This window comes from Streptomyces ureilyticus, from assembly GCF_011045025.1.
Taxonomy (GTDB): Bacteria; Actinomycetota; Actinomycetes; order Streptomycetales; family Streptomycetaceae; genus Streptomyces; species Streptomyces ureilyticus.
In genome coordinates, this window is the sequence record NZ_JAAKZX010000092.1 from 16,957 (window position 1) to 35,678 (window position 18,722).

An 18,722-nucleotide genomic window follows, 5' to 3' on the forward strand; every position below is an offset into this window, starting at 1 on the left:
GACTGCCGCGCGCGACGGCGAGCCGTTCGACACAAGGACGGGCCTGCCGGCCTCCGAGCTCCGGGCCCTGAAACAGCGCACCACCTGGTATGTCCTGGCGCAGGAGTACATCGAGCAGCGTTGGGACCGTACGCCGGGAAACACACGTCGAACGCTTGCCGACGCTCTCGCGACCATCACTCCAGCCTTCGTCGAGCCAGAGCACATGTCCCGGACACCTCGTGAACTGCGGAGGGCACTGTATTATGGGCTTTCAACAAAAAAGCCTGGAGGGAGGATCCGCCCGAGGAGTGGCAGGCAGCACTGGATTGGCTGCAGCGCCATTCGCTGCCCGTGAGCGAGTTGGCGGAGCCCGATGTTCTGCGCCGGGGACTCGACGCTCTGTGCCGCAAGGTCGATGGGGCAGCAGCTGCAGCGAAGACCGTGAAGCGCAAGAAAGCTGCCGTCAATGAGGTGTTCGGGGTCGCGGTGGAACGTGGGTACTTCGCCCAGAACCCGCTGAGCGGCTTGCGGTGGTCTGCGCCGGAAGTTGCCGACGAAGTCGATCCGGACTGCGTGCCTAATCCGGCGCAGGTGGGCCGCCTGCTTGCTGCGGTCAGGGCGCTGCCCGGTCGAGGCCCACACCTGTACGCCTTTTTCGGGTGTATATACTACGCCGCGATGCGTCCTGCTGAGGTTATTCACTTGCAGAAGTCTCAGTGCCGACTGCCAGCGAGCGGATGGGGGCTCCTCAACCTGAAGGGCGGGGTGGTCATGGCGGGGAAGGAGTGGACGAATGACGGTGCCGTTCACGAGGTCCACTCACTGAAGCGACGGGCGGCCAAGGCGACGAGGCCCGTGCCCATCCCGCCAGTGCTGGTGCGCATGCTGCGCGAGCACATAGAGAGTTTCGGTGTCGCGCCCGATGGACGTCTGTTCCGCAACGCAGCGGGAAACTACGTCGATCCTTCCGCGTACGGCATCACATGGGGACGTGCGCGTGAGGCCGCACTGACTCCCGATGAACACGCCCTTGAGCTTGCGAAACGCCCCTACGACCTGCGCCATGCAGGAATCTCATTCTGGCTTGCCTCCGGTGTCGACCCGGCAGAGTGTGCGCGCCGCGCCGGACAAAGCATCCAGGTTCTCTTCCGCTACTACGCCAAGTTTCTGGCCGAGGCGCGGAACCATGCCAACAGCCTGATCGAGGAGTCGATGCGAAGGTGGGAGGGGCAGGACGGCGGCGCAGAGGACGCGTGAGCCGGGCCTTGGCCCGGAAATGCCCCGGAACAGCTGGTCAGAGATGGGATAGCAGTGGGACATTGGTTCCGATGACCGATGCAGATGTCGAGGCCACCGCAGCGATCACACGCATGATCGAAGCGTTGCAAGAACAGCTGGTCACCATCGATGAACTGCGGGCCCGGATGCCCGACCCGCGGGCCCGGGAGAGCAACCTGCGCGGCCAACTCGACGCGCTGGAAGCCCAGCTCGCCGACCGCGACGCCTACCTCAAGCTCGCTGACGACCTCGAAGGCTTCCTCGCCCAGCTCCGCGAGAACGCTGGGACAGCCGAGGTCCCCGAGCGCCAGCGCGTCCTGCGGCTCCTCGTCAAGGACGTCCTCGTGGGCCCCGATAAGATCATCATCCGGCACCGCATACCCGTGCGTGAGCGCTGGCCTTGCCGGAAACCTCATCCGGCCTGGTCACGCAGCATGCTGGTACTCGTGAAGGAGGCCGCCGAGTCGGTCGGTTCGATGTATGTCGAGGCGGGCGTTTTCGTCCGGATCGGTGATCGGTTCGGGGAGCGGGTGCAGCGGGCAGGTGTTCGCGATGCCCTGGTGCGGCCGGTGCGCGTTGTAGAACTGCTCGAACTCCCGCAGTGCGTGGAGGAGATGCCGCTGGTTCCAGATCAGGGTGCGGTCCAGCGGTTCACGGCGGCAGGTCTGCACCCATCTCTCCATGATGGAGTTCATGCGGGGGATCCGGATGCCACTGAGCACGGCCTCGATCCCCGCGTCGGCGAGGATCGTGTCGAACAGTTCGTGGAACTTCCCGTCCCGGTCCCGGATCACTTAGCGGGTCTGGCAGCAGGCGTCCTGGAGATCCATGACGAGGTTCCTGGCGGCCTGCGCCGCCCAGGAGGCGGTCGGGTGCGCCGTCGCGCCCAGGACGCGGATGCGCCGGCCGGCGTGCCCGATCACCGCGAACACGTACAGCCGCGTCCCGGACAGAGTGATGGTCTCGAAGAAGTCACACGCCAGCAGGGCATCGGCCTGGGAGCGCAGGAAGTCCGCCCAGGTACTGGACGTCCGCTCGGGTGCCGGCGGGATCCCGGCATCCTTCAGGATCTCCCACACGGTGGAGGCGGCCACCTGCACACCCAGGACGAGCAACTCACCGTGGATGCGCCGATATCCCCACCCGGGATTCTCCCTCGCCAGGCGCAGGATGAGAGCGCGGATCGAGCGCACCGTGCGCGGCCGTCCCGAACGTTTCGGACGGGAACGGGCCGCATGGCGGCGCGCGAGAAGATCACGGTGCCGGCGCATCACCGTGTCCGGCCGCACCAGCAGCCGCACCCCGCGCAGCACCTCCGTCGGCAACCGGCGCAGCAATGCTGCCAGGAACGCGCGATCGCCCGGGGCGAACCGCACTCTCCGGCCGTCGGGTTGGCGCTCCAGTACCCCGATTCTGATGGCGAAGAGCGAGGATCTCGGCGTCCTTGCCATGGTCGCTCATCGGCAGTAGGCGCAGCAGGGCGAACACGTTCGCCACACCCAGATAGGCCAGTCGCAGCAGCACGACCGGCCATCATGCCGGGGCGACCACCAGGTGCCCAGAGCACCCGCCCAAACGCCCGCGCTCGACACCACCCGTACACCAGCCCCCACCGGGACGGATAAGTTTTTCGGCAGGCGCAAGGTAAGCAGCTCTGTAAGTGCGCACCCCATCTCGACGATCGACCGGCTGTGTGCTCGGGTCTGACCCAAGCATCAAGGAAGGCTGAGATCTGACATCGGACCGCATCCGGAGGTCGAGTCTGGCGCACGCACTCTGCGGCCTCCACTGGACTTCCGAATACGTTCCGAATACTATGGATCCATGACCATCGCAGCAGGCCTCCCCGTGGCGACTCGGCGCTCTTCGGACCTGAGCAAGCACTCCGCAGAGGTCTTCGCCGAGGCCGAGGACCACCCCGTGACGGTGACCCGGCGCGACGGCGAGGCTCTGGTCCTGATGTCGCAGCGCGAGGCCGAGGGTCGTGCCCGCTTGCTGAACTTTGCCGCGCAGCTCATCACCGTCACCCTCGACGACCGCGGCTCGCTCGCCGAGCGGATGTCCAAGGCCTTCCCTTGGATGCTCGCGCTGTCGCCGGCCGACCGGGAGCCCTGCGCGCAGGACCTCGTCGATGCGGCGCGCGCGTCGTTCGCCACCGACCAGCCGCACCTCGCGATCGCAGAGCTGACCTCCTGGAAGGAGACGGCCACGGCCGTCGCGGCCGGGCTCAGCAGCGGCAGCGCCGGTCTGGAGTGGTTCGACGACGATGAGACCGTGGAGCGTCCGTAGCCGTGCGGCCGCCAGGAAGGGCGAGCTGGTTCCTCGCCCTCCGAAGAAGATCGAGTACGAGATCCGCTTCGCCACAGCCGACGCGCAGAAGGGATGGCGCGACCTCGTCGCGACGATCCGCAACCCCATGACGGAGACCTGGGACTTCCTCACGCGGACGCCACTGTCCACGACGCCGACGAACTATCGGCTCAAGGGTGAGCTCGGCGTCATCAAGCGTGGCGGCGCGACCCATGAGCGGTGGCAGCACAAACCGACTGCGAAGGGCACCGCGCGCATCTGGTTCTACGTCCACGAGCGCACGGTCTTCCTGGAGCAGGTGCACACGAGCCACCCGAACGAGACGAAGTAGGCGCGCTTCGCAGCCTCGCACATCGTCGGTGAGCGCGCATCCGATGGGGATGATCGCTGTGTGTGCCGCGACCGGGGACTTTGAGCGCGAACGCGAGAGGAGCGTGACCGCACCCCGCGCCGCCGGTGCCGAGTACCGCTCCCACGGCCCGCAGCCGTCCGGTGTGGCGCTCCGCGTCCACGAGGTGCACTGGCCTGAGAGCCTGCCCAGCGCAGGATGGCGACGAGCCGGTCGACTTGCGACTGTGGCAGAGGAGACGCGCCGTCGGCCTTGGCGGCTCCCGCCTTCCGGAGGTCCTCGAGTACGACCGGAGAGGCCGGGTGGCGCGGTCATCGTGTTCGCGAGGCGCTCTGGTTGTCGGCGGGCTCTACGCTCACGGTCGTGCGTGCCGAGTGTCGAACCGACCGTGGTATATCGCTGCTGTTCTCGGATGTGTCGCCTGCTGCAGCTGATGAACCCAACAGTTGCCTCCTTCCTCAAGTACGAGCCGCTCTCGACTCGTCAGCCGAACGCGTCGGTTTCGCCCAGGACGACTGGTCTTCGCCTGCCCGCAGCAGCGCTGCCATGCCCACCCATGACTGAGGAAGCCGGTGCCAAGCGCGGAAGCTCGGCCTGCGCGGCGAGGAGGAGGAGCTGAAGGCCGAGGCCTTCGAGCCGGGAGGACGCCATCGCCACAGCCTCCTGCGCGAATGGACAACGAGCCTCGCTCTCGCCCGGGCCTGGAGCCGGGACCCTCGCGGGGCCGCCGCGGAGACAGAGGGCGAGCGGCTCCGCGGCATCGTGTCCACCGCTTTCCTCTACCTGCGCGAAGCAGGAAAGGACCGCAGGGCGGGCCGGATCGAGCGCGGCCTGAACGGGAGGTAGCTCAAGTCGGTCGGAGTGTCAGTGGTCGCCGCCATACTCAGAAGACGTGCAACTGACTTTCAGGCGCATGTCCAGGAGTCCTCGACCGAGTAGGAACGAATTGACACCCGAGAGCGACGCGGTGCCTGACCGCGACCCGTACCTTCTGGCGCAGATGCGAGAGGCTTTCGGGCGCGTGGTCTACAGCCACAAGACCCATGAGAAGCAGGCGGACATCTGCTTCACCAAGCACCGGTGGCAGCAGGGCGTCCTCATTGCTCTCACCGCGATCGGCTCGGGCACCTTCCTCGCCGCGGTGGTCGGCCTGCTCGGCAACGCAGTGCTGACGAGCCTCGCGACCTCTTCTATCGCGCTCCTGGTCAGCTGGATGAGCCTTGGGACGAAGACCTTCAAGTTCGAGGAGGAGTCCGAGGCCCACCGCGGCATCGCCTCTCGGCTGTGGGACGTCCGGGAGTCCTACATCTCCCTCATCGCCGACCTGATGTCCGGCACCGTCTCCAACGCGGAGGGCCGAGAGCGGCGGGACGAGCTGCAGCAGGCCGCGCGCGACGCCTACGCCGACGCGCCCAGGACGAGCAGCAGGGCGTTCGCGCACGCCCAGGGCGGGCTGCAGAACAACGAGGAGATGACGTTCACCTCGCGCGAGATCGACATCTTCCTCCCGGAGGCGCTCCGGCTCGGTGAAGGCGAGGCATCACGATGAAGACCTCAGAGATCTTCGAAACGCTGCTCAATAACCTGAAGGTCGGGGAGACGGCCACGACGGTCGCCTCACGGCGGGACGAGATCACGAAGGCGCTCAACAAGGACTTCCGCGACAAGGACGGCTGCACCGACTACAAGCTGATGGTCGGATCGTTCGGCCGGCACACCGCGATCAAGGGAGTGTCCGACCTCGACATGATCTTCATCCTGCCGCCCGGGATCCGGTCGAGCTACGACGGGGACACCGGCCCGCGGAGGATTCTCGAGAGGGTCCGCGACGACCTCAAGGCGCGGTACAAGAACACGGAGATCCGCGTCGACCAGTGCGTCGTCCGAGTGCGGTTCACGTCCAACGCCTTCAAGTTCGAGATCCAGCCGGCATTCGAGAACGCCGATGGCAGCTTCGACTACCCGGACACGAAGGCTGAGGGCTGGAAGGTCACCAAGCCGCGCGAGGAGATCGCCGCGACCAAGGAGTGCAACGACCGCACCTCGACGAATATGCGCCACCTGGCCCGGATGGCACGGGCATGGAAGAACGCGAACGGCGTGAACATGGGCGGCCTGCTCATCGACACCCTCGTCTACAACTTCTTCGACCAGACCGACGACTACGACGCAGCGGGCACGGGCTCGTTCGACCTCATGGCCCGCGACTTCTTCGAATTCCTCAAGGATCAGTCAGAGCAGGAGTACTACCTGGCGCTGGGCAGCCGGCAGCGGGTCCACGTCAAGGCGCAGTTCCAGCCGAAGGCGAAGAAGGCGTACAACCGATGCCTCGAGGCGATCGCGGACGAAGGCAAGACGTCCGCCAACAAGAAGTGGCGCGAGGTCTTCGGCACGTCGGTGCCGCTGGCGAAGAGCGCGAGCGAGTCGTCCCGGTCGTTCAGGGACACCGAGGAGTTCATCGAGGACGAGTTCCCGGTCGACGTGTCCGAGACTGTGTCCATCGATTGCGAGGTCACGCAGGCCGGATGGCGTCCGACCTGGCTCCGCGTGATGCGTCGCGGCGGGATCCTGCTCAAGGCCGACAAGAGCTTGAGGTTCGTGGTCACCAGCTGCTCGGTCGGGGAGCCCTACACACTCAAGTGGAAGGTGCTCAATCGTGGTCCGGAAGCCGAGCGGCGGGACAAAATCCGCGGCCAGATCGTCGACTCGAGCAAGCGGGGAGTCCGCATCGAGCACTCGGACTTCAAGGGCGAGCACGTCGTCGAGTGCTACGTCGTCAAGGACGGGGTCGTCGTCGCTCGGGACCGGATCGACGTGCCGGTCAGCAACACGAGCGTAAAGACGGCGAACGTCTTGTAGGGAACCGATCCTCGGAGCGCGACGAGGCCCCGACGAATCTGCCGGGGTCTCGTCGCATCAGGCGCATCCGCCCGTAGGGTTGAAGCATGAGCAGTTCTCTCGCTGCCATGTCCGAGTCCCTGCTCAACGCCGAGATGGCCTTCGCGGGAGCGGTACGCTGCCCGCCGCGCTGCTGAGCTGCGTTCCGAGGATCCCAGCAGGTTCGCAGAGCAGATCGTCTGCCTGCTCTGCGACGAAGCAGATGCCGCGGAAGCGGAGTTCCGGCGGCTTCGAGACCCTCGGCTGAGGCTGGTTCTCCGTCGGACGCTTCCGGAGAATGGTGCCGTGGAACGGCAAATCGACTTCACGCGCGAGCGGCAGATGCTCTGTGGGCGCTGCGATCATCGGTGGCGCATCGATCTGGACTGGATCGATCGGTGGGAGCAGGCGAAGGAGACCTGCCCCGGCTGCGGCATGGCCTGCGAGCACGAGGACTCGCCTCGGGTGACGCTCGACTCCGGCGACCCGGCGCTCGACGACGACAGGGTCGCGCAGTTCTCCTGGTACCACACGAGCACGCAGCCGGACTGGCCGACGCGGGACTTCGACCCGGCAGCCGTCTTGACTCCCGAGACCCGCAGGAGGATGGGCGGAGAGCAGCGTGTTTCCGCGTGGGCCGCGCGGCAGCGGGCGAAGGCCCTCCACGTCGGCACGTACGAGGCCGCTGTCCACAATATGCTGCGTCGGATCCGTAACCAGGCCGACCAGCGCAGCCAGTTCTATCTGTATCGGGTCCGTCTGAAGCCATCCGTCGTGGTGCGGGAGGGGTGGCTCGTCGACCCCGGCAACTTCGTCGGCGACGTCGTGCTCGACGAGGTCTGCCCGCCGGGTGTCGACGTCGCCCGTTACCTGAACTTCCACGAGGATCCGGGAGGGCTCTCGCTCGCGCTGGGGAGGGACGCGATCGCCAGCGTTCAGCGGATCGCTGTTCCGCTCTCCGACACCTGGGATGGCGGCTGGGTGCGCGATGCCGTTGCGGCTCTCGAGGGCGTGAGCGGCGCCGCCGTCCCGGCGACCGGCAAGCTGGCCCGCTTCATGCGGCCGTCATCGTCGCGAGCCGTCCTGGGCCGAGAGCTCGGTGCGTCCCTGGCTGGCAGACTGCCGGTCAACCTCCAGGACCAGTTCGCGTCGGCTGCGGCGTTCGCGGAGGGAGAGGATCCAGAGCAGTGGGCGCGACGGACCCGCGGCCTGTTCGATCTGATCGACGGTCCGACTCGCGTGCTGGCTGCGCTCGACCGGCAAGATCCCCGGGAGGTCTGAGAACGGCCTGTCCGCTCCTGAGGGGCAGGAAGCCCGGAGGTCGCTGTCGGTCTTCCAGGTTGGCGCCGCCCTGAGTCGGGAGAGCGGGAGCAGGGGCTTTGGGGTTGGCTGCCGTCGCCGAGGAATCAGGTCGAGCTCTGCCGCCCTTGCCCGACCCGCAGTCTCCGCAGCCAACTGCTTGGTTTGAGGACCGTCTCGTAGACGGCCTGGAGTGCCGTCCGGGCGGACGGAACGCCCTTGCGTGGAGGTCGTGATTGGGTCCGTGGTGACCAAGCGCCTGGGCGCTCTGCCTGTCGCTGCCGAGTTTCTGCGGCGGCTGGACGTCGTGGGATCGTCGACGGGCTGCGGCCACCGGCTCCGCGGGCGGACCTGACGCACGGCCAGGTGATCGAGGTACTGGTGGCGAAAGAACTGACCGCTCCCGCGCCGCTGTTCCGCGTCAGGGACTGGGCATACTCGTGTGAGGCCGTCAAGGGTCTTGGTGGAGGCCGATGCGTGTCCCGGCTGGTGCATTGACGGATCTCATCGGTGTCCTGCTCGGGGCTTCGGCGATCAGCATTGTTGTCGCGTCCGGCCGGTAGCAGCAAAACGTCTCCGCAGGGACACCGTCGGAACTCGAAGATGTCCATGGCGAGACGCCGCTGCGATTTTGGCACCACATCTGACTCGCCGCGAGCTGTGCGAAGACCGCCGCTCAGTATTGATGGCGTTGTGTGACCTTGTACACCGCGAGTCGTGCAGGATCGGCCAGGGCTCAGCGCAGACGATGTCCTCGTCGTCCAGTCATATTCCGGTGTGCCGGCCCTCGGGCCACCATCGGGTGTGGCTCGGCCCACGGCGTCGTGCGCGGCAGCGCGGGACGGCGCAGATCTCATGGGCCGAACGGCGGGCGAGGAGCGCCCGTGAGTCGGTCTGGTGGAGGGGCCTTTCGAGGATGGGCGGCGTGCGGCGGAGCCGGTGCGCGTGCTCAAGATCAGTCAGGAGCTGGGCGAGGCCGCGGAGGCCCTTCACAGCGCGCTCGGCGCCAACCCGCGGAAGGGCGCCTCACGCGTGGGGTGTGCCGAAAGGTTCGCGGACGTCATTGTGACGGCCATGGTCTTCCTGGATGCCGTGAGCGGGGACGGCGCGGCGGTGGTGGAGCACCAGCTCCAGGGCCGCGCGCCGGATGGGATCACCACCGGGTGGGGGCATCCGGCTCCTCCAGGTCCTCGCGATCAACGGGGACATGGGGGAAGTCGCCATAGCGGTGTACGGGGCACGGGTCCGCATGGTGAGGCAGTCGCGGTGACGCACACGTGGGAGGACATGGAAGCGCGCCTCGGCTGGCTTATCCTCACGGCCGCGGCGCTGGACGACCTCACCGGGTGCTGCCTGGGACACGGTGGATGAGCGGCGGCGTTTCCGCGTGGCGAGGGTCGCGGCCTTGGCCGGACACGAACCTCAGCTGACCCGCTCCACCCTCTGCACGGAAGGGCCCGCACGTCCGTGCGGGCCCTTCCGCGTCATCCCCTACGTTGCGGACGCACACGTCCTAGTGGGGCGTATCCCGCCTCCCCGGTGGGAGATGAGTGGGAGACAAGTGGGAGACAAGTGGGAGATGATCATGGCGTGGTGCTGCAATCAGGCGCTAGAAAATGCTAGATGGCGCTACCTGCGCGGCCCTAGTTCAGCCGCCGGATTCGCCCGCGTGCGGGCTCAGCGCACCCATGCTGACCAGCACAATCACCACCACACCGAGGGTGATGCGGTAGTAGACGAACGGCATGAAGGACTTCGTGCTGATGAACTTCATGAACCATGCGATTACTGCGTAACCCACAAAGAAAGCGACAATCGTCGCGAAAATCGTCGGCCCCCAGGACACATGCCCGCCCTCGCTCGCGTCCTTCAGCTCGAAGAGGCCGGAGGCGAGCACCGCCGGGATGGCGAGCAGGAAGGAGTAGCGGGCCGCGGCCTCGCGGCTGTAGCTCATGAGCAGGCCACCGCTGATGGTGGCGCCGGAGCGGGAGACGCCGGGGATGAGGGCCATCGCCTGGCACATGCCGTAGACGAGGCCGTCCTTGACGGTCAGCTCCTGGAGTGACTTGCGCTCCTTTGGCACCCGGTGCTTGCCGCCGGCCTCCTCGCGCGCGGCGAGGCGGTCCGCGATGCCGAGGACGATGCCCATCACGATCAGCGTGGTCGCGGTGATCCGCAGATCACGGAACGGTCCCTCGATCTGGTCCTTGAACGTGACGCCCAGCACGCCGATCGGAATCGAGCCGATGATCACCAGCCAGCCCATCCGCGCATCGTGATCCTGTCGCATCGCCTTGTCGACCAGCGAGCGGGACCACGCCGAGATGATCCGTGCGATGTCCTTGCGGAAGTAGATCAGCACCGCGGCCTCCGTGCCGATCTGGGTGATCGCGGTGAAGGCCGCCCCCGGGTCGTCCCAGCTCGCGAATGCCGCGGTCAGCCGCAGATGTGCGCTGGAGGAGATGGGCAGGAACTCGGTCAGCCCCTGGACGAGTCCGAGGATGAGGGATTCAAACCAAGACATGAAGTTACGTGATCCAAGTGCCGAGGGCGGGTGCGGAGCGAATAAGCGGACGTACGCGCCGTGTTGCCGTATGCGGTGATCAGGCGCGACCGGGGCAGCGTAGCGTCCCGCGGTGAAAGTGCGGGCGGCCGGGCCCTCGCCAGCGCGCACCGGCGTACGCCCCGCTCACCGCACATCGGTGCACTCTCTGCAACGGTGGACAGGGTGTTGACCCGCCCCGACCTCGGCGCTTACGTTTCCGCGAGGAGTGAAAGCGCTTGCTGAAAATCGGTGGCCAACCGGGGTCGGCGGGCGTCCGCCAGAGCCGAACATCACGTCCGATGGAGTGCTGATCACGCAGATGCGTACCCCCCGCGACGCCACCCCCAGCGAGACGATCCCGCAGCAGAGTTCGCTTCGGACCTCGTCCGAGCAGCGCCCCGCGGCCGCGTTCGACGGTCGCCGCATCAAGGCCGCGATCGTCGGTACCGGAGCCATCGCCGGCAGCCACCTGCCCGCCCTCGCCGCCCTCGCCGCCGAAGGTGAGGTGGAGATCGTCGCGGCGGTCGACATCGACGCCGACGCGGTGAAGCGGTTCTGCGCGGAGGGCGGCGTTCCGCACGCGTACACCGATCTCGACCGGATGCTGGCCGAACAGCGCCCCGACCTCGTCTCCGTGTGCACCCCGCCGACCCTGCACCGCGCGCAGACCGTCGCCGCGCTCCGGGCCGGCGCCTGGGTGTGGTGCGAGAAGCCCCCGGTGCCGACGCTCGCCGACTACGACGCCGTGGAGGCCGAGGAAGGGCTCGACGGCGGGCCGTACGCCTCGATCGTCTTCCAGCACCGCTTCGGCTCCGGATCGAGACACGTACGACGGCTGATCGCCGAGGAGGCGATGGGGCGGCCCCTCGTGGCGCACTGCCAGACCACGTGGTACCGCAACGCCGCCTACTACGCGGTGCCCTGGCGCGGAAAGTGGCAGACCGAGGGCGGCGGGCCCGCCATGGGGCACGGCATCCACCAGATGGATCTGCTGCTCGATCTGCTCGGCCCGTGGACCGAGGTACGGGCCATGGCCGGACGCCTGGTGCACGACGTGCAGACCGAGGACGTGTCAACCGCGCTCGTACGCTTCGAGAGCGGTGCTCTCGCGACCGTGGTCAACAGCGTGCTCAGCCCGGACGAGGTCAGCCGCATACGCATCGACTGCGAGCGGGCGACGGTCGAACTCACCCATCTCTACGGCCACAGCAACGACAACTGGCGCGTCATCCCGGTGCCGGACGCATCGGCCGAGGACGTGGCCGAATGGCAGAACTTCGGCCCGGACGAGCCCAGTTCACACCTGGCCCAGCTGAGGGAGCTGGTCGCGAGCATGCGCGCGGGCGAGCGTCCGCGCAGCAGCGGCGCCGACGGTCGCACCAGCCTGGAGTTGATCACCGCGCTCTACAAGTCGGCGTTCACGGACAGGACCGTACGGGCCGGCGAGATCGGCCCCGGCGACCCCTACTACACCGCCCTGCACGGCGGCGCCCCCGGCTGGGCACCGGCGACGCACGACAAGGAGGTACCGGCATGACCGCACAGGACAACGGCCTGCGCGTCGTCCACGCCCACGGCGACCGCATCACGATCACCGAACCCGCCACCGGCGTCGAGCTGTTCAGCTATGTGTACGGCGCCGAGGCGGCCTGGGAGGCCCCGAAGCCGTACGTGCATCCGCTCAGGACCCTGGCGGGCAACGTTGTCACGGACTACCGGCCCAATGACCACCGCTGGCACAAGGGCCTCCAGATGACCGCCTCGCATCTGTCGGGGGCGAACCTGTGGGGCGGCAACTCGTACGTGCACGGGCAGGGGTATCTCGAACTCCCGGAGCGCGTCGGGTCGATGGCGCACGTCAAGTTCGACGAGGTCGGCTCGGAGAGCGGCCGTTTCGTCATCGCCGAGCGGCTCACCTGGCATCCGTACGACGGCACGCTCTGGGCGGACGAGGAGCGCCGTATCGAGGTGCATGACGTGGACCCGGCGTCCGGGTCCTGGGCGCTGACCTGGACGACCGCCGTCACCAACCGGCGCGACGGGCCCCTGCGGTTCGGCAGTCCCACGACGGCCGGGCGGGAGATGGCCGGTTACACGGGCCTCTTCTGGCGCGGTCCACGCGCCTTCCGGGACGGGCGCATCATCGGGCCCGACAGCGAAGGGCCCGAGCTGATGGGGCAACAGGCGCCCTGGCTCGCGTACTCGGGAGAGCATGACGTCACCGACGGCCACGCGACCCTCGTCTTCGCGCACGCCCCGGAGAACGACCACACCGGCGAGGGCGGCGCCCACCCGGCCCACTGGTTCGTCCGCAACGAGCCCTTCGCCGCCGTCGCCCCGTCCTTCGCCTTCTTCGACGAACTGGAACTCGCACCGGGTGACACCCTCACCCGTCGCTACCGCGTCGTCGTCGCCGACGGCGCTTGGGAGCGCGAGGAGATCGCCAAGTACCTGAAGGAGCACCCATGGTGAGCGCCGCCTCCGGCTTCACCGGACTACCCGGAGCCGTCGCCGTCTCGCATCTGTCCGTCTACGACTGGCCCGCCGCCGACGGGGTCTGCGGCGGAACTCCCCATCTGCACCTGACCTGTTCGGAGGCGTACGTCGTCACCGGCGGGCGGGGCGCGGTGCAGACCCTGACGACGTCCGGATACGAGGTGACGCCTCTCGCACCCGGCACGGTCGCCTGGTTCACGCCCGGCACCATCCACCGGCTCGTCAACGAGGACGACCTGCGCATCACCGTCCTGATGCAGAACAACGGCCTTCCGGAGGCGGGGGACGCGGTGCTCACGCTGCCCCCGAAGTACCTGACCGACCCGGAGACCTACGCCGCCGCCACCGTCATCCCGGCGGACGCTCCTGAGGAGGAGCGGGAGCGGATCGCCCGCGCCCGGCGTGACCTCGCACTCGAGGGCTACCGGGCGCTGCGCGACGCGGACGGGCCCGAGGTGCTGGCCGCGTTCCACAGGGCCGCTGCCGCGCTCGTACGGCCCCGGCTCGCCGACTGGCGCGAGCGCTGGGAACGCGGGGCACAGGCGGCTGCCGCAGCCACGGAGGATCAGCTCGACCGGCTCGAGAAGGGCGACGTGTCCCACCTCGCCGATGCCGCCGTACGCGCGGAACAGCCGTCCGCGTACGGCAAGTTCGGGATGTGCGGGCGGCTCGATGTGTATCAGGGAACGTAGAGGAACGTAAGCCCGGCTCTACGCCGCCGCCGGGCCCGTCACCTTCCACCCCGGGGTCTGCGGGTGGGCCGTCAGCTCGTCGTGCCGGACCTCCTCGCGGCACTCCGAGCAGACGACGACCGGAACCAGTTCGTGGCCGCCCACGTGTCCGTGGCCGCCGACGTGTTCGAGCACCATGGGGCGATCGCCGTCGTTGAGATGGCGGTCGCCCCATGCCATGAGCGTGAGGAGTACCGGCTCCAGCTCCAGGCCGGCCGTCGTGGGCCGGTACTCGAAGCGCGGCGGGTGCTCGCTGTACGCGACCTTTTCCAGGATCCCGGCGTCGACCAGCCGCTTCAGGCGGTTCGTGAGAGTACGTCGCGCGGGGCGCCGATGTTGCGCACCAACTGGTCGAACCGTGTGGCGCCCAGGGTCACCTCGCGCAGGACGAGCAGGGAGTACTTCTCGCCGACGAGAGCGAGCGTGCCGGCGATCGAGCAGGGGCGGGCGTCCTTCATGCCATCCAGTCCAGAGGGTGGGTTGGTTCTTCCAACCCACTAGGTTACTGTGGAGTCACTTAGCGAGTTTGGAAAGCGAACTCATCGACTCGGAGGGGTCAGACCATGCGTGACGCAGTCATCGTCGAAGCCGTACGCACCCCGATAGGCAAGGGCAAGCCGAACGGTGCCCTCGCCCACGTCCATCCCGTGGAACTCCTCGCCCACACGCTCCGTACCCTCGTCGAGCGGTCCGGTATCGACCCGGTGCTGATCGACGACGTCATCGGCGGCACGGTCGACCAGGTCGGCGAGCAGGCCATGAACACCACCCGTTACGCCGTGCTGTCGGCCGGCTTCCCCGAGACGGTGCCCGCGACGACCGTGGACCGTCAGTGCGGTTCGTCCCAGCAGGCCGTGCACTTCGCGGCGCAGGGCGTCATCTCGGGGGCGTACGACCTGGTGGTGGCCTGTGGGGTGGAGTCGATGAGCCGCGTGCCGATGTGGTCCAACGTGCCGGCGGGCAAGGACCCCTTCGGGCCCGGAGTCGCCGAACGCTACCCGGAGGGCCTGGTGCCGCAGGGCATCAGCGCCGAGCTGATCGCGGCCAAGTGGTCGATCTCGCGCGACCGGATGGACGCGTTCGCGGTGGACTCGCACCTGAAGGCGGCCGCGGCGTGGGAGAACGGTCTGTTCGCCGATGAAGTGGCGCCCTTGGAAGGGGTGACGCGCGACGAGTGCGTCCGGCCGGGCAGCACCACGGAGGTCCTGGCCGGTCTCAAGCCCGCCTATTATGACCCGAACTTCGGCAAGCGCTTCCCGCAGATCGAGTGGAACGTCACCGCGGGCAACGCCAGCCCCATCAACGACGGTGCGTCCGCCGTGCTCATCATGTCGAGCGAGACCGCGGCCCGTTTCGGCCTGCGCCCGTTGGCCCGGCTGCACAGTTTCGCGGTCACCGGATCGGACCCGCTGCTGATGCTCACGGGTGTCGTCCCCGCCACCGAGAAAGTGCTCCGCAAGGCGTCGCTGAGCATCGACGACATCGATCTCTTCGAGGTCAACGAGGCCTTCTCCAGCGTCGTCCTCGCCTGGCAGCAGGAGACGGGCGCCGATCTCGCCAAGGTCAACGTGCACGGCGGCGCGATCGCCATCGGCCACCCCCTCGGTGCGAGCGGCACCCGCCTGACGACCACGCTCGTGCACGCGATGAGGGCCCGCGGGGCCCGCTACGCCCTCCAGACGATGTGCGAGGCGGGCGGCCTGGCCAATGCCATGGTGCTGGAAGGCCTGTAGGCGGCCTCTCTCAACCGGCTCTCTCAGCGTCCGCGCACATGGTGACGCTTGCGCCAGGCGATGGTCGCTCCCACCAGGGCCGGGAGGGCGATGCAGGCCATGGCGATCAGGAAGGCGGGGGACGTCGGGGTCGAGGCGCGGGCGCCGGCGACGGCGTAGGCCGCGGTGTTCGGGATCGAGCCGAGGCCCGTGGCGAGGAGAAAGGGGAAATAGCCCATACGGGAGACGGACGCGCAGTAGTTCGCCGCCCAGAACGGCACCCCGGGGAAGAGCCGCGCGACCATCATCGAGCGGAAGCCGTGTTGGCTGAGCTGGCCGTCGGCCAGCTTCAGCCAGCGTCCGCGCAGCAGAGGCCGCAGCGCGTCCTGCCCGAGCATCCGGCCGAGCCCGAACGCGATGCCCGCCCCCAGTACCGTGCCGCTCAGCGCGGCCCCGAGCCCCAGCTGCGAGCCGAAGAGGGCGCCCGCCGCGAGATTGAGGAGCGGTCGGGGCACGAAGGCGACCGTGCACAGCCCGTACGCCACCGCGAACACCACGGCCGCCGCGGCACCGTTCAGCTGTGGCGGCCAGCCGTCGGCCAGCAGCTTCTGCGGCTGGAAGAGCAGCACGGTCGCGGCCGCGGCCATCAGCAGCGTCACGAGCAGGGACAGCCGGGACCACGGCGAGAGCAGCGCTCTCGTGCAGCGCGCGGCAAGACCCGTGGGCGCGGCGGCGAACTCGGGGGCGGCGAACTCGGCGGAACCGAGCTCCGTGGCGACGGCCGGGGGAGCGGCCGTCGCGGTGCCCCCAGAGCGGGTGGTGGCATCGAGCATCCGGCGACACTAACTGACCGACATGTGTGATCGCCGTATGGTTCGTCTCATGGGCGTCACAGCTACCGGAACGTCAGACGGCGGTTTGGAGCCGCCACGCAGCGCCGTCGCGGACACTCTGCTGGAGCGGCTCACATCCACCTACGCGGCGGAGGCCGATCCGGAACGGGCCGAGTCGCTGCGCGCGTACATGAAGGACATCGCGCCCTTTCTCGGCCTGACCACGCCGGATCGCCGCGCGCTCTCCCGCACCGTGCTGGCAGGCACACCCCGCCCCGACGAGGCGGACTGCACGGCGGTGGCGCTCCGCTGCTGGCGTCTGCCGCAACGCGAGTACCACTACTTCGCAGTCGACTATCTGCGCCGCCATGTGACGCGTCTCTCGTCCGGCTTCCTGCCGGTGGCACGCCATCTCGTCTCCACGGTCCCCTGGTGGGACACCGTCGACCTGCTCGCCTGCCACGTGGTGGGAGGCCTGGTGACCGCCGACCCGAAGCTGCGTGCCGACATGGACGCGTGGATCGAGGACGACGACCTGTGGGTCGCCCGCACGGCCCTCCTCCACCAGCTCCGCTACAAGGACGCCACCGACACCGAACGCCTCTTCGCGTACTGCGCCCGCCAGTCCGGGCACCCCGACTTCTTCATCCGCAAGGCGATCGGCTGGTGCCTGCGCGAGTACGCCAAGACGGATCCGGCGGCCGTACGGGCCTTCGTCGCCCGCGAGAAGGGTCGGCTCTCGCCGCTGTCGGTGCGCGAGGCACTCAGGAACATCGGTCCCTGACGGACCAGCAGAACCACCGGTGAGCCCCCGGCTCACGTCCGTCTCCCGGCCGCCGAAAATCATTCGACGTGGGCTGATACGTCAGCAATGATCTCCCCATGTTCCGGCACGCCTTCCTCCTCGCAGCATCCGCACTCGCGGATGCCCCGAAGGCTGCCGTCGTGACCACAGTGGCCGCCGTCGACGGCGCCCGAAGCTGACCCTCTCCGGATCGTCCGGCGGACCCCGCAGGGGGAGGGTCGGCAAGTTCCTTGGGGTCCCCGTCCCGGCCCGTTCGCGCCGGGACCATCACTCGGTTCCACTGAGAGGCTTCGAGGTATCGCCATGTCCAAAACGGCTTACGTCCGCACGAAACCGCATCTGAACATCGGCACGATGGGCCATGTCGACCACGGCAAGACCACCCTGACCGCCGCCATCACCAAGGTCCTCGCCGAGCGCGGCTCCGGCACCTTCATTCCGTTCGACCGGATCGACCGGGCGCCGGAGGAGGCCGCGCGCGGCATCACCATCAACATCGCGCACGTCGAGTACGAGACCGACACCCGGCACTACGCGCACGTCGACATGCCGGGCCACGCCGACTACGTCAAGAACATGGTCACCGGGGCCGCGCAACTCGACGGCGCGATCCTCGTCGTCTCCGCGCTCGACGGGATCATGCCGCAGACCGCCGAGCATGTGCTGCTCGCCCGCCAGGTGGGCGTCGACCACATCGTCGTCGCCCTCAACAAGGCCGACGCCGTCGCCGACGGCGAGGACGCTGTGCTCACCGACCTCGTCGAGCTGGAGGTGCGCGAGCTGCTCTCCGCGCACGGTTACGGTGGCGACTCCGTACCGGTCGTACGGGTCTCCGGGCTCAAGGCCCTTGAGGGGGACGCTCGTTGGACCGCGGCGATCGACGCGCTGCTCGACGCCGTGGACACGTACGTCCCGATGCCCGAGCGGTATCTCGATGCGCCGTTTCTGTTGCCCGTCGAGAACGTGCTCACCATCACCGGTCGTGGCACGGTCGTGACGGGTGCGGTCGAGCGGGGCACGATTCACGTGGGTGACCGTGTTGAAGTGCTCGGTGCTTCCGTGGACACCGTCGTCACCGGGCTGGAGACCTTCGGCAAGCCGATGGAGGAGGCGCAGGCCGGGGACAACGTGGCGTTGCTGCTGCGTGGTGTGGCGCGGGACGCGGTGCGGCGTGGGCATATCGTCGCGGCGCCCGGCAGCGTCGTACCCAGTCGCCGCTTCTCGGCACAGGTGTACGTCCTGTCGACGCGCGAGGGCGGGCGTACGACGCCGGTGTCCAGCGGCTACCGGCCGCAGTTCTACATCCGCACCGCGGACGTGGTCGGCGACGTCGACCTCGGCGAGCGGGCTGTTGCGCGGCCCGGTGAGACCGTCTCGATGACGGTCTCTTTGGGCCGGGACGTGCCGCTTGAGCCGGGGCTCGGCTTTGCGATCCGCGAAGGCGGGCGGACGGTCGGTGCGGGGACGGTGACGTCGGTCGGCTGACCGTGTGGGTGGGCTGGGGG

General features: G+C 68.3%; 14 protein-coding genes and 2 pseudogenes. 12 read left to right on the plus strand and 4 right to left on the minus strand.

Annotation, left to right across the window (positions count from 1 at the left end; genetic code table 11):
* The first annotated feature begins 333 nt into the window (after nucleotides 1-333).
* Nucleotides 334-1,239 (plus strand): tyrosine-type recombinase/integrase, encoded by a 906-nt coding sequence (locus G6048_RS26120; protein ID WP_328826986.1) that lies wholly within the window; start codon nucleotides 334-336, stop codon nucleotides 1,237-1,239.
* 446 nt (nucleotides 1,240-1,685) lie between these two features.
* Here G6048_RS26120 and G6048_RS26125 read toward each other — a convergent pair.
* Nucleotides 1,686-2,784, minus strand: a pseudogene (locus tag G6048_RS26125) (integrase core domain-containing protein).
* Between the two features lie 300 nt (nucleotides 2,785-3,084).
* On the opposite strand from G6048_RS26125, the gene G6048_RS26135 reads away from it, so the two are divergent.
* The 5 genes from G6048_RS26135 (at nucleotide 3,085) to G6048_RS26155 (ending at nucleotide 8,077) form a co-directional block, all read left to right on the plus strand.
* The gene (locus G6048_RS26135) at nucleotides 3,085-3,549 is read left to right on the plus strand and encodes a type II toxin-antitoxin system Phd/YefM family antitoxin (RefSeq protein WP_165342031.1); all 465 of its coding nucleotides are present in this window, start codon (nucleotides 3,085-3,087) and stop codon (nucleotides 3,547-3,549) included.
* Nucleotides 3,527-3,901: a hypothetical protein gene (locus tag G6048_RS26140; protein ID WP_165342032.1), complete on the plus strand. Its 375-nt coding sequence runs from the start codon at nucleotides 3,527-3,529 to the stop codon at nucleotides 3,899-3,901. The genes G6048_RS26135 and G6048_RS26140 overlap by 23 nt, the downstream gene beginning before the upstream one ends.
* A 964-nt stretch (nucleotides 3,902-4,865) precedes the next feature.
* The gene (locus G6048_RS26145; protein WP_165342033.1) at nucleotides 4,866-5,468 is read left to right on the plus strand and encodes an SLATT domain-containing protein; all 603 of its coding nucleotides are present in this window, start codon (nucleotides 4,866-4,868) and stop codon (nucleotides 5,466-5,468) included.
* Nucleotides 5,465-6,778 (plus strand): nucleotidyltransferase, encoded by a 1,314-nt coding sequence (locus G6048_RS26150; protein WP_165342034.1) that lies wholly within the window; start codon nucleotides 5,465-5,467, stop codon nucleotides 6,776-6,778. Before G6048_RS26145 ends, G6048_RS26150 begins: the two co-directional genes overlap by 4 nt.
* A gap of 324 nt (nucleotides 6,779-7,102) precedes the next feature.
* Entirely contained in the window at nucleotides 7,103-8,077 is a 975-nt protein-coding gene (locus tag G6048_RS26155; protein WP_165342035.1) for a hypothetical protein, read from the plus strand.
* Nucleotides 8,078-9,743: 1,666 nt separating this feature from the next.
* On the opposite strand, the gene G6048_RS26160 is transcribed toward G6048_RS26155, so the two are convergent.
* On the minus strand, nucleotides 9,744-10,619 hold the full coding sequence (locus tag G6048_RS26160) for an undecaprenyl-diphosphate phosphatase (protein ID WP_165342036.1): 876 nt from the start codon (nucleotides 10,617-10,619) through the stop codon (nucleotides 9,744-9,746).
* 325 nt (nucleotides 10,620-10,944) lie between these two features.
* On the opposite strand from G6048_RS26160, the gene G6048_RS26165 reads away from it, so the two are divergent.
* Genes G6048_RS26165 through G6048_RS26175 form a run of 3 tightly spaced genes read left to right on the plus strand, consistent with a single transcriptional unit; the run spans nucleotide 10,945 to nucleotide 13,828 of the window.
* Nucleotides 10,945-12,177 (plus strand): Gfo/Idh/MocA family protein, encoded by a 1,233-nt coding sequence (locus G6048_RS26165; protein ID WP_165342037.1) that lies wholly within the window; start codon nucleotides 10,945-10,947, stop codon nucleotides 12,175-12,177.
* The gene (locus G6048_RS26170) at nucleotides 12,174-13,112 is read left to right on the plus strand and encodes a DUF6807 domain-containing protein (protein ID WP_165342038.1); all 939 of its coding nucleotides are present in this window, start codon (nucleotides 12,174-12,176) and stop codon (nucleotides 13,110-13,112) included. Before G6048_RS26165 ends, G6048_RS26170 begins: the two co-directional genes overlap by 4 nt.
* Nucleotides 13,106-13,828 carry a cupin domain-containing protein gene (locus G6048_RS26175; RefSeq protein ID WP_165342039.1) on the plus strand — a complete coding sequence of 241 codons (723 nt, stop codon included), beginning with the start codon at nucleotides 13,106-13,108 and terminating at the stop codon, nucleotides 13,826-13,828. The genes G6048_RS26170 and G6048_RS26175 overlap by 7 nt, the downstream gene beginning before the upstream one ends.
* 18 nt (nucleotides 13,829-13,846) lie before the next feature.
* Here the strand turns inward: G6048_RS26175 and G6048_RS26180 are convergent.
* Nucleotides 13,847-14,325: pseudogene (locus tag G6048_RS26180) on the minus strand (winged helix-turn-helix transcriptional regulator).
* A 105-nt stretch (nucleotides 14,326-14,430) separates the two neighbouring features.
* Between G6048_RS26180 and G6048_RS26185 the strand changes: the two are divergent.
* Nucleotides 14,431-15,600, plus strand: a complete 1,170-nt coding sequence (locus G6048_RS26185) for a thiolase family protein (protein WP_165342040.1) — start codon at nucleotides 14,431-14,433, stop codon at nucleotides 15,598-15,600.
* Nucleotides 15,601-15,623: 23 nt separating this feature from the next.
* Here the strand turns inward: G6048_RS26185 and G6048_RS26190 are convergent, their stop codons facing one another.
* Entirely contained in the window at nucleotides 15,624-16,412 is a 789-nt protein-coding gene (locus G6048_RS26190; protein ID WP_165342041.1) for a TVP38/TMEM64 family protein, read from the minus strand.
* 49 nt (nucleotides 16,413-16,461) lie between these two features.
* Here G6048_RS26190 and G6048_RS26195 point away from each other — a divergent pair, with 49 nt between their 5' ends.
* Together G6048_RS26195 and tuf are read left to right on the plus strand one after the other, a co-directional pair.
* A complete protein-coding gene (locus G6048_RS26195; RefSeq protein ID WP_165342042.1) occupies nucleotides 16,462-17,196 on the plus strand; it encodes a DNA alkylation repair protein in 735 nt (244 codons plus the stop codon).
* 324 nt (nucleotides 17,197-17,520) lie between these two features.
* The gene (gene tuf, locus G6048_RS26200; protein WP_165342043.1) at nucleotides 17,521-18,702 is read left to right on the plus strand and encodes an elongation factor Tu; all 1,182 of its coding nucleotides are present in this window, start codon (nucleotides 17,521-17,523) and stop codon (nucleotides 18,700-18,702) included.
* The last annotated feature ends 20 nt before the right edge of the window (nucleotides 18,703-18,722 follow it).

Coding starts and splice junctions, on each gene's coding strand:
- G6048_RS26135 (WP_165342031.1), top strand. CDS start 3,085: ATGACCATCGCAGCAGGCCTCCCCGTGGCGACTCGGCGCTCTTCGGAC.
- G6048_RS26140 (WP_165342032.1), top strand. CDS start 3,527: ATGAGACCGTGGAGCGTCCGTAGCCGTGCGGCCGCCAGGAAGGGCGAG.
- G6048_RS26150 (WP_165342034.1), top strand. CDS start 5,465: ATGAAGACCTCAGAGATCTTCGAAACGCTGCTCAATAACCTGAAGGTC.
- G6048_RS26160 (WP_165342036.1), bottom strand. CDS start 10,619: ATGTCTTGGTTTGAATCCCTCATCCTCGGACTCGTCCAGGGGCTGACC.
- G6048_RS26170 (WP_165342038.1), top strand. CDS start 12,174: ATGACCGCACAGGACAACGGCCTGCGCGTCGTCCACGCCCACGGCGAC.
- G6048_RS26175 (WP_165342039.1), top strand. CDS start 13,106: ATGGTGAGCGCCGCCTCCGGCTTCACCGGACTACCCGGAGCCGTCGCC.
- G6048_RS26185 (WP_165342040.1), top strand. CDS start 14,431: ATGCGTGACGCAGTCATCGTCGAAGCCGTACGCACCCCGATAGGCAAG.
- G6048_RS26190 (WP_165342041.1), bottom strand. CDS start 16,412: ATGCTCGATGCCACCACCCGCTCTGGGGGCACCGCGACGGCCGCTCCC.
- G6048_RS26195 (WP_165342042.1), top strand. CDS start 16,462: ATGGGCGTCACAGCTACCGGAACGTCAGACGGCGGTTTGGAGCCGCCA.
- tuf (WP_165342043.1), top strand. CDS start 17,521: ATGTCCAAAACGGCTTACGTCCGCACGAAACCGCATCTGAACATCGGC.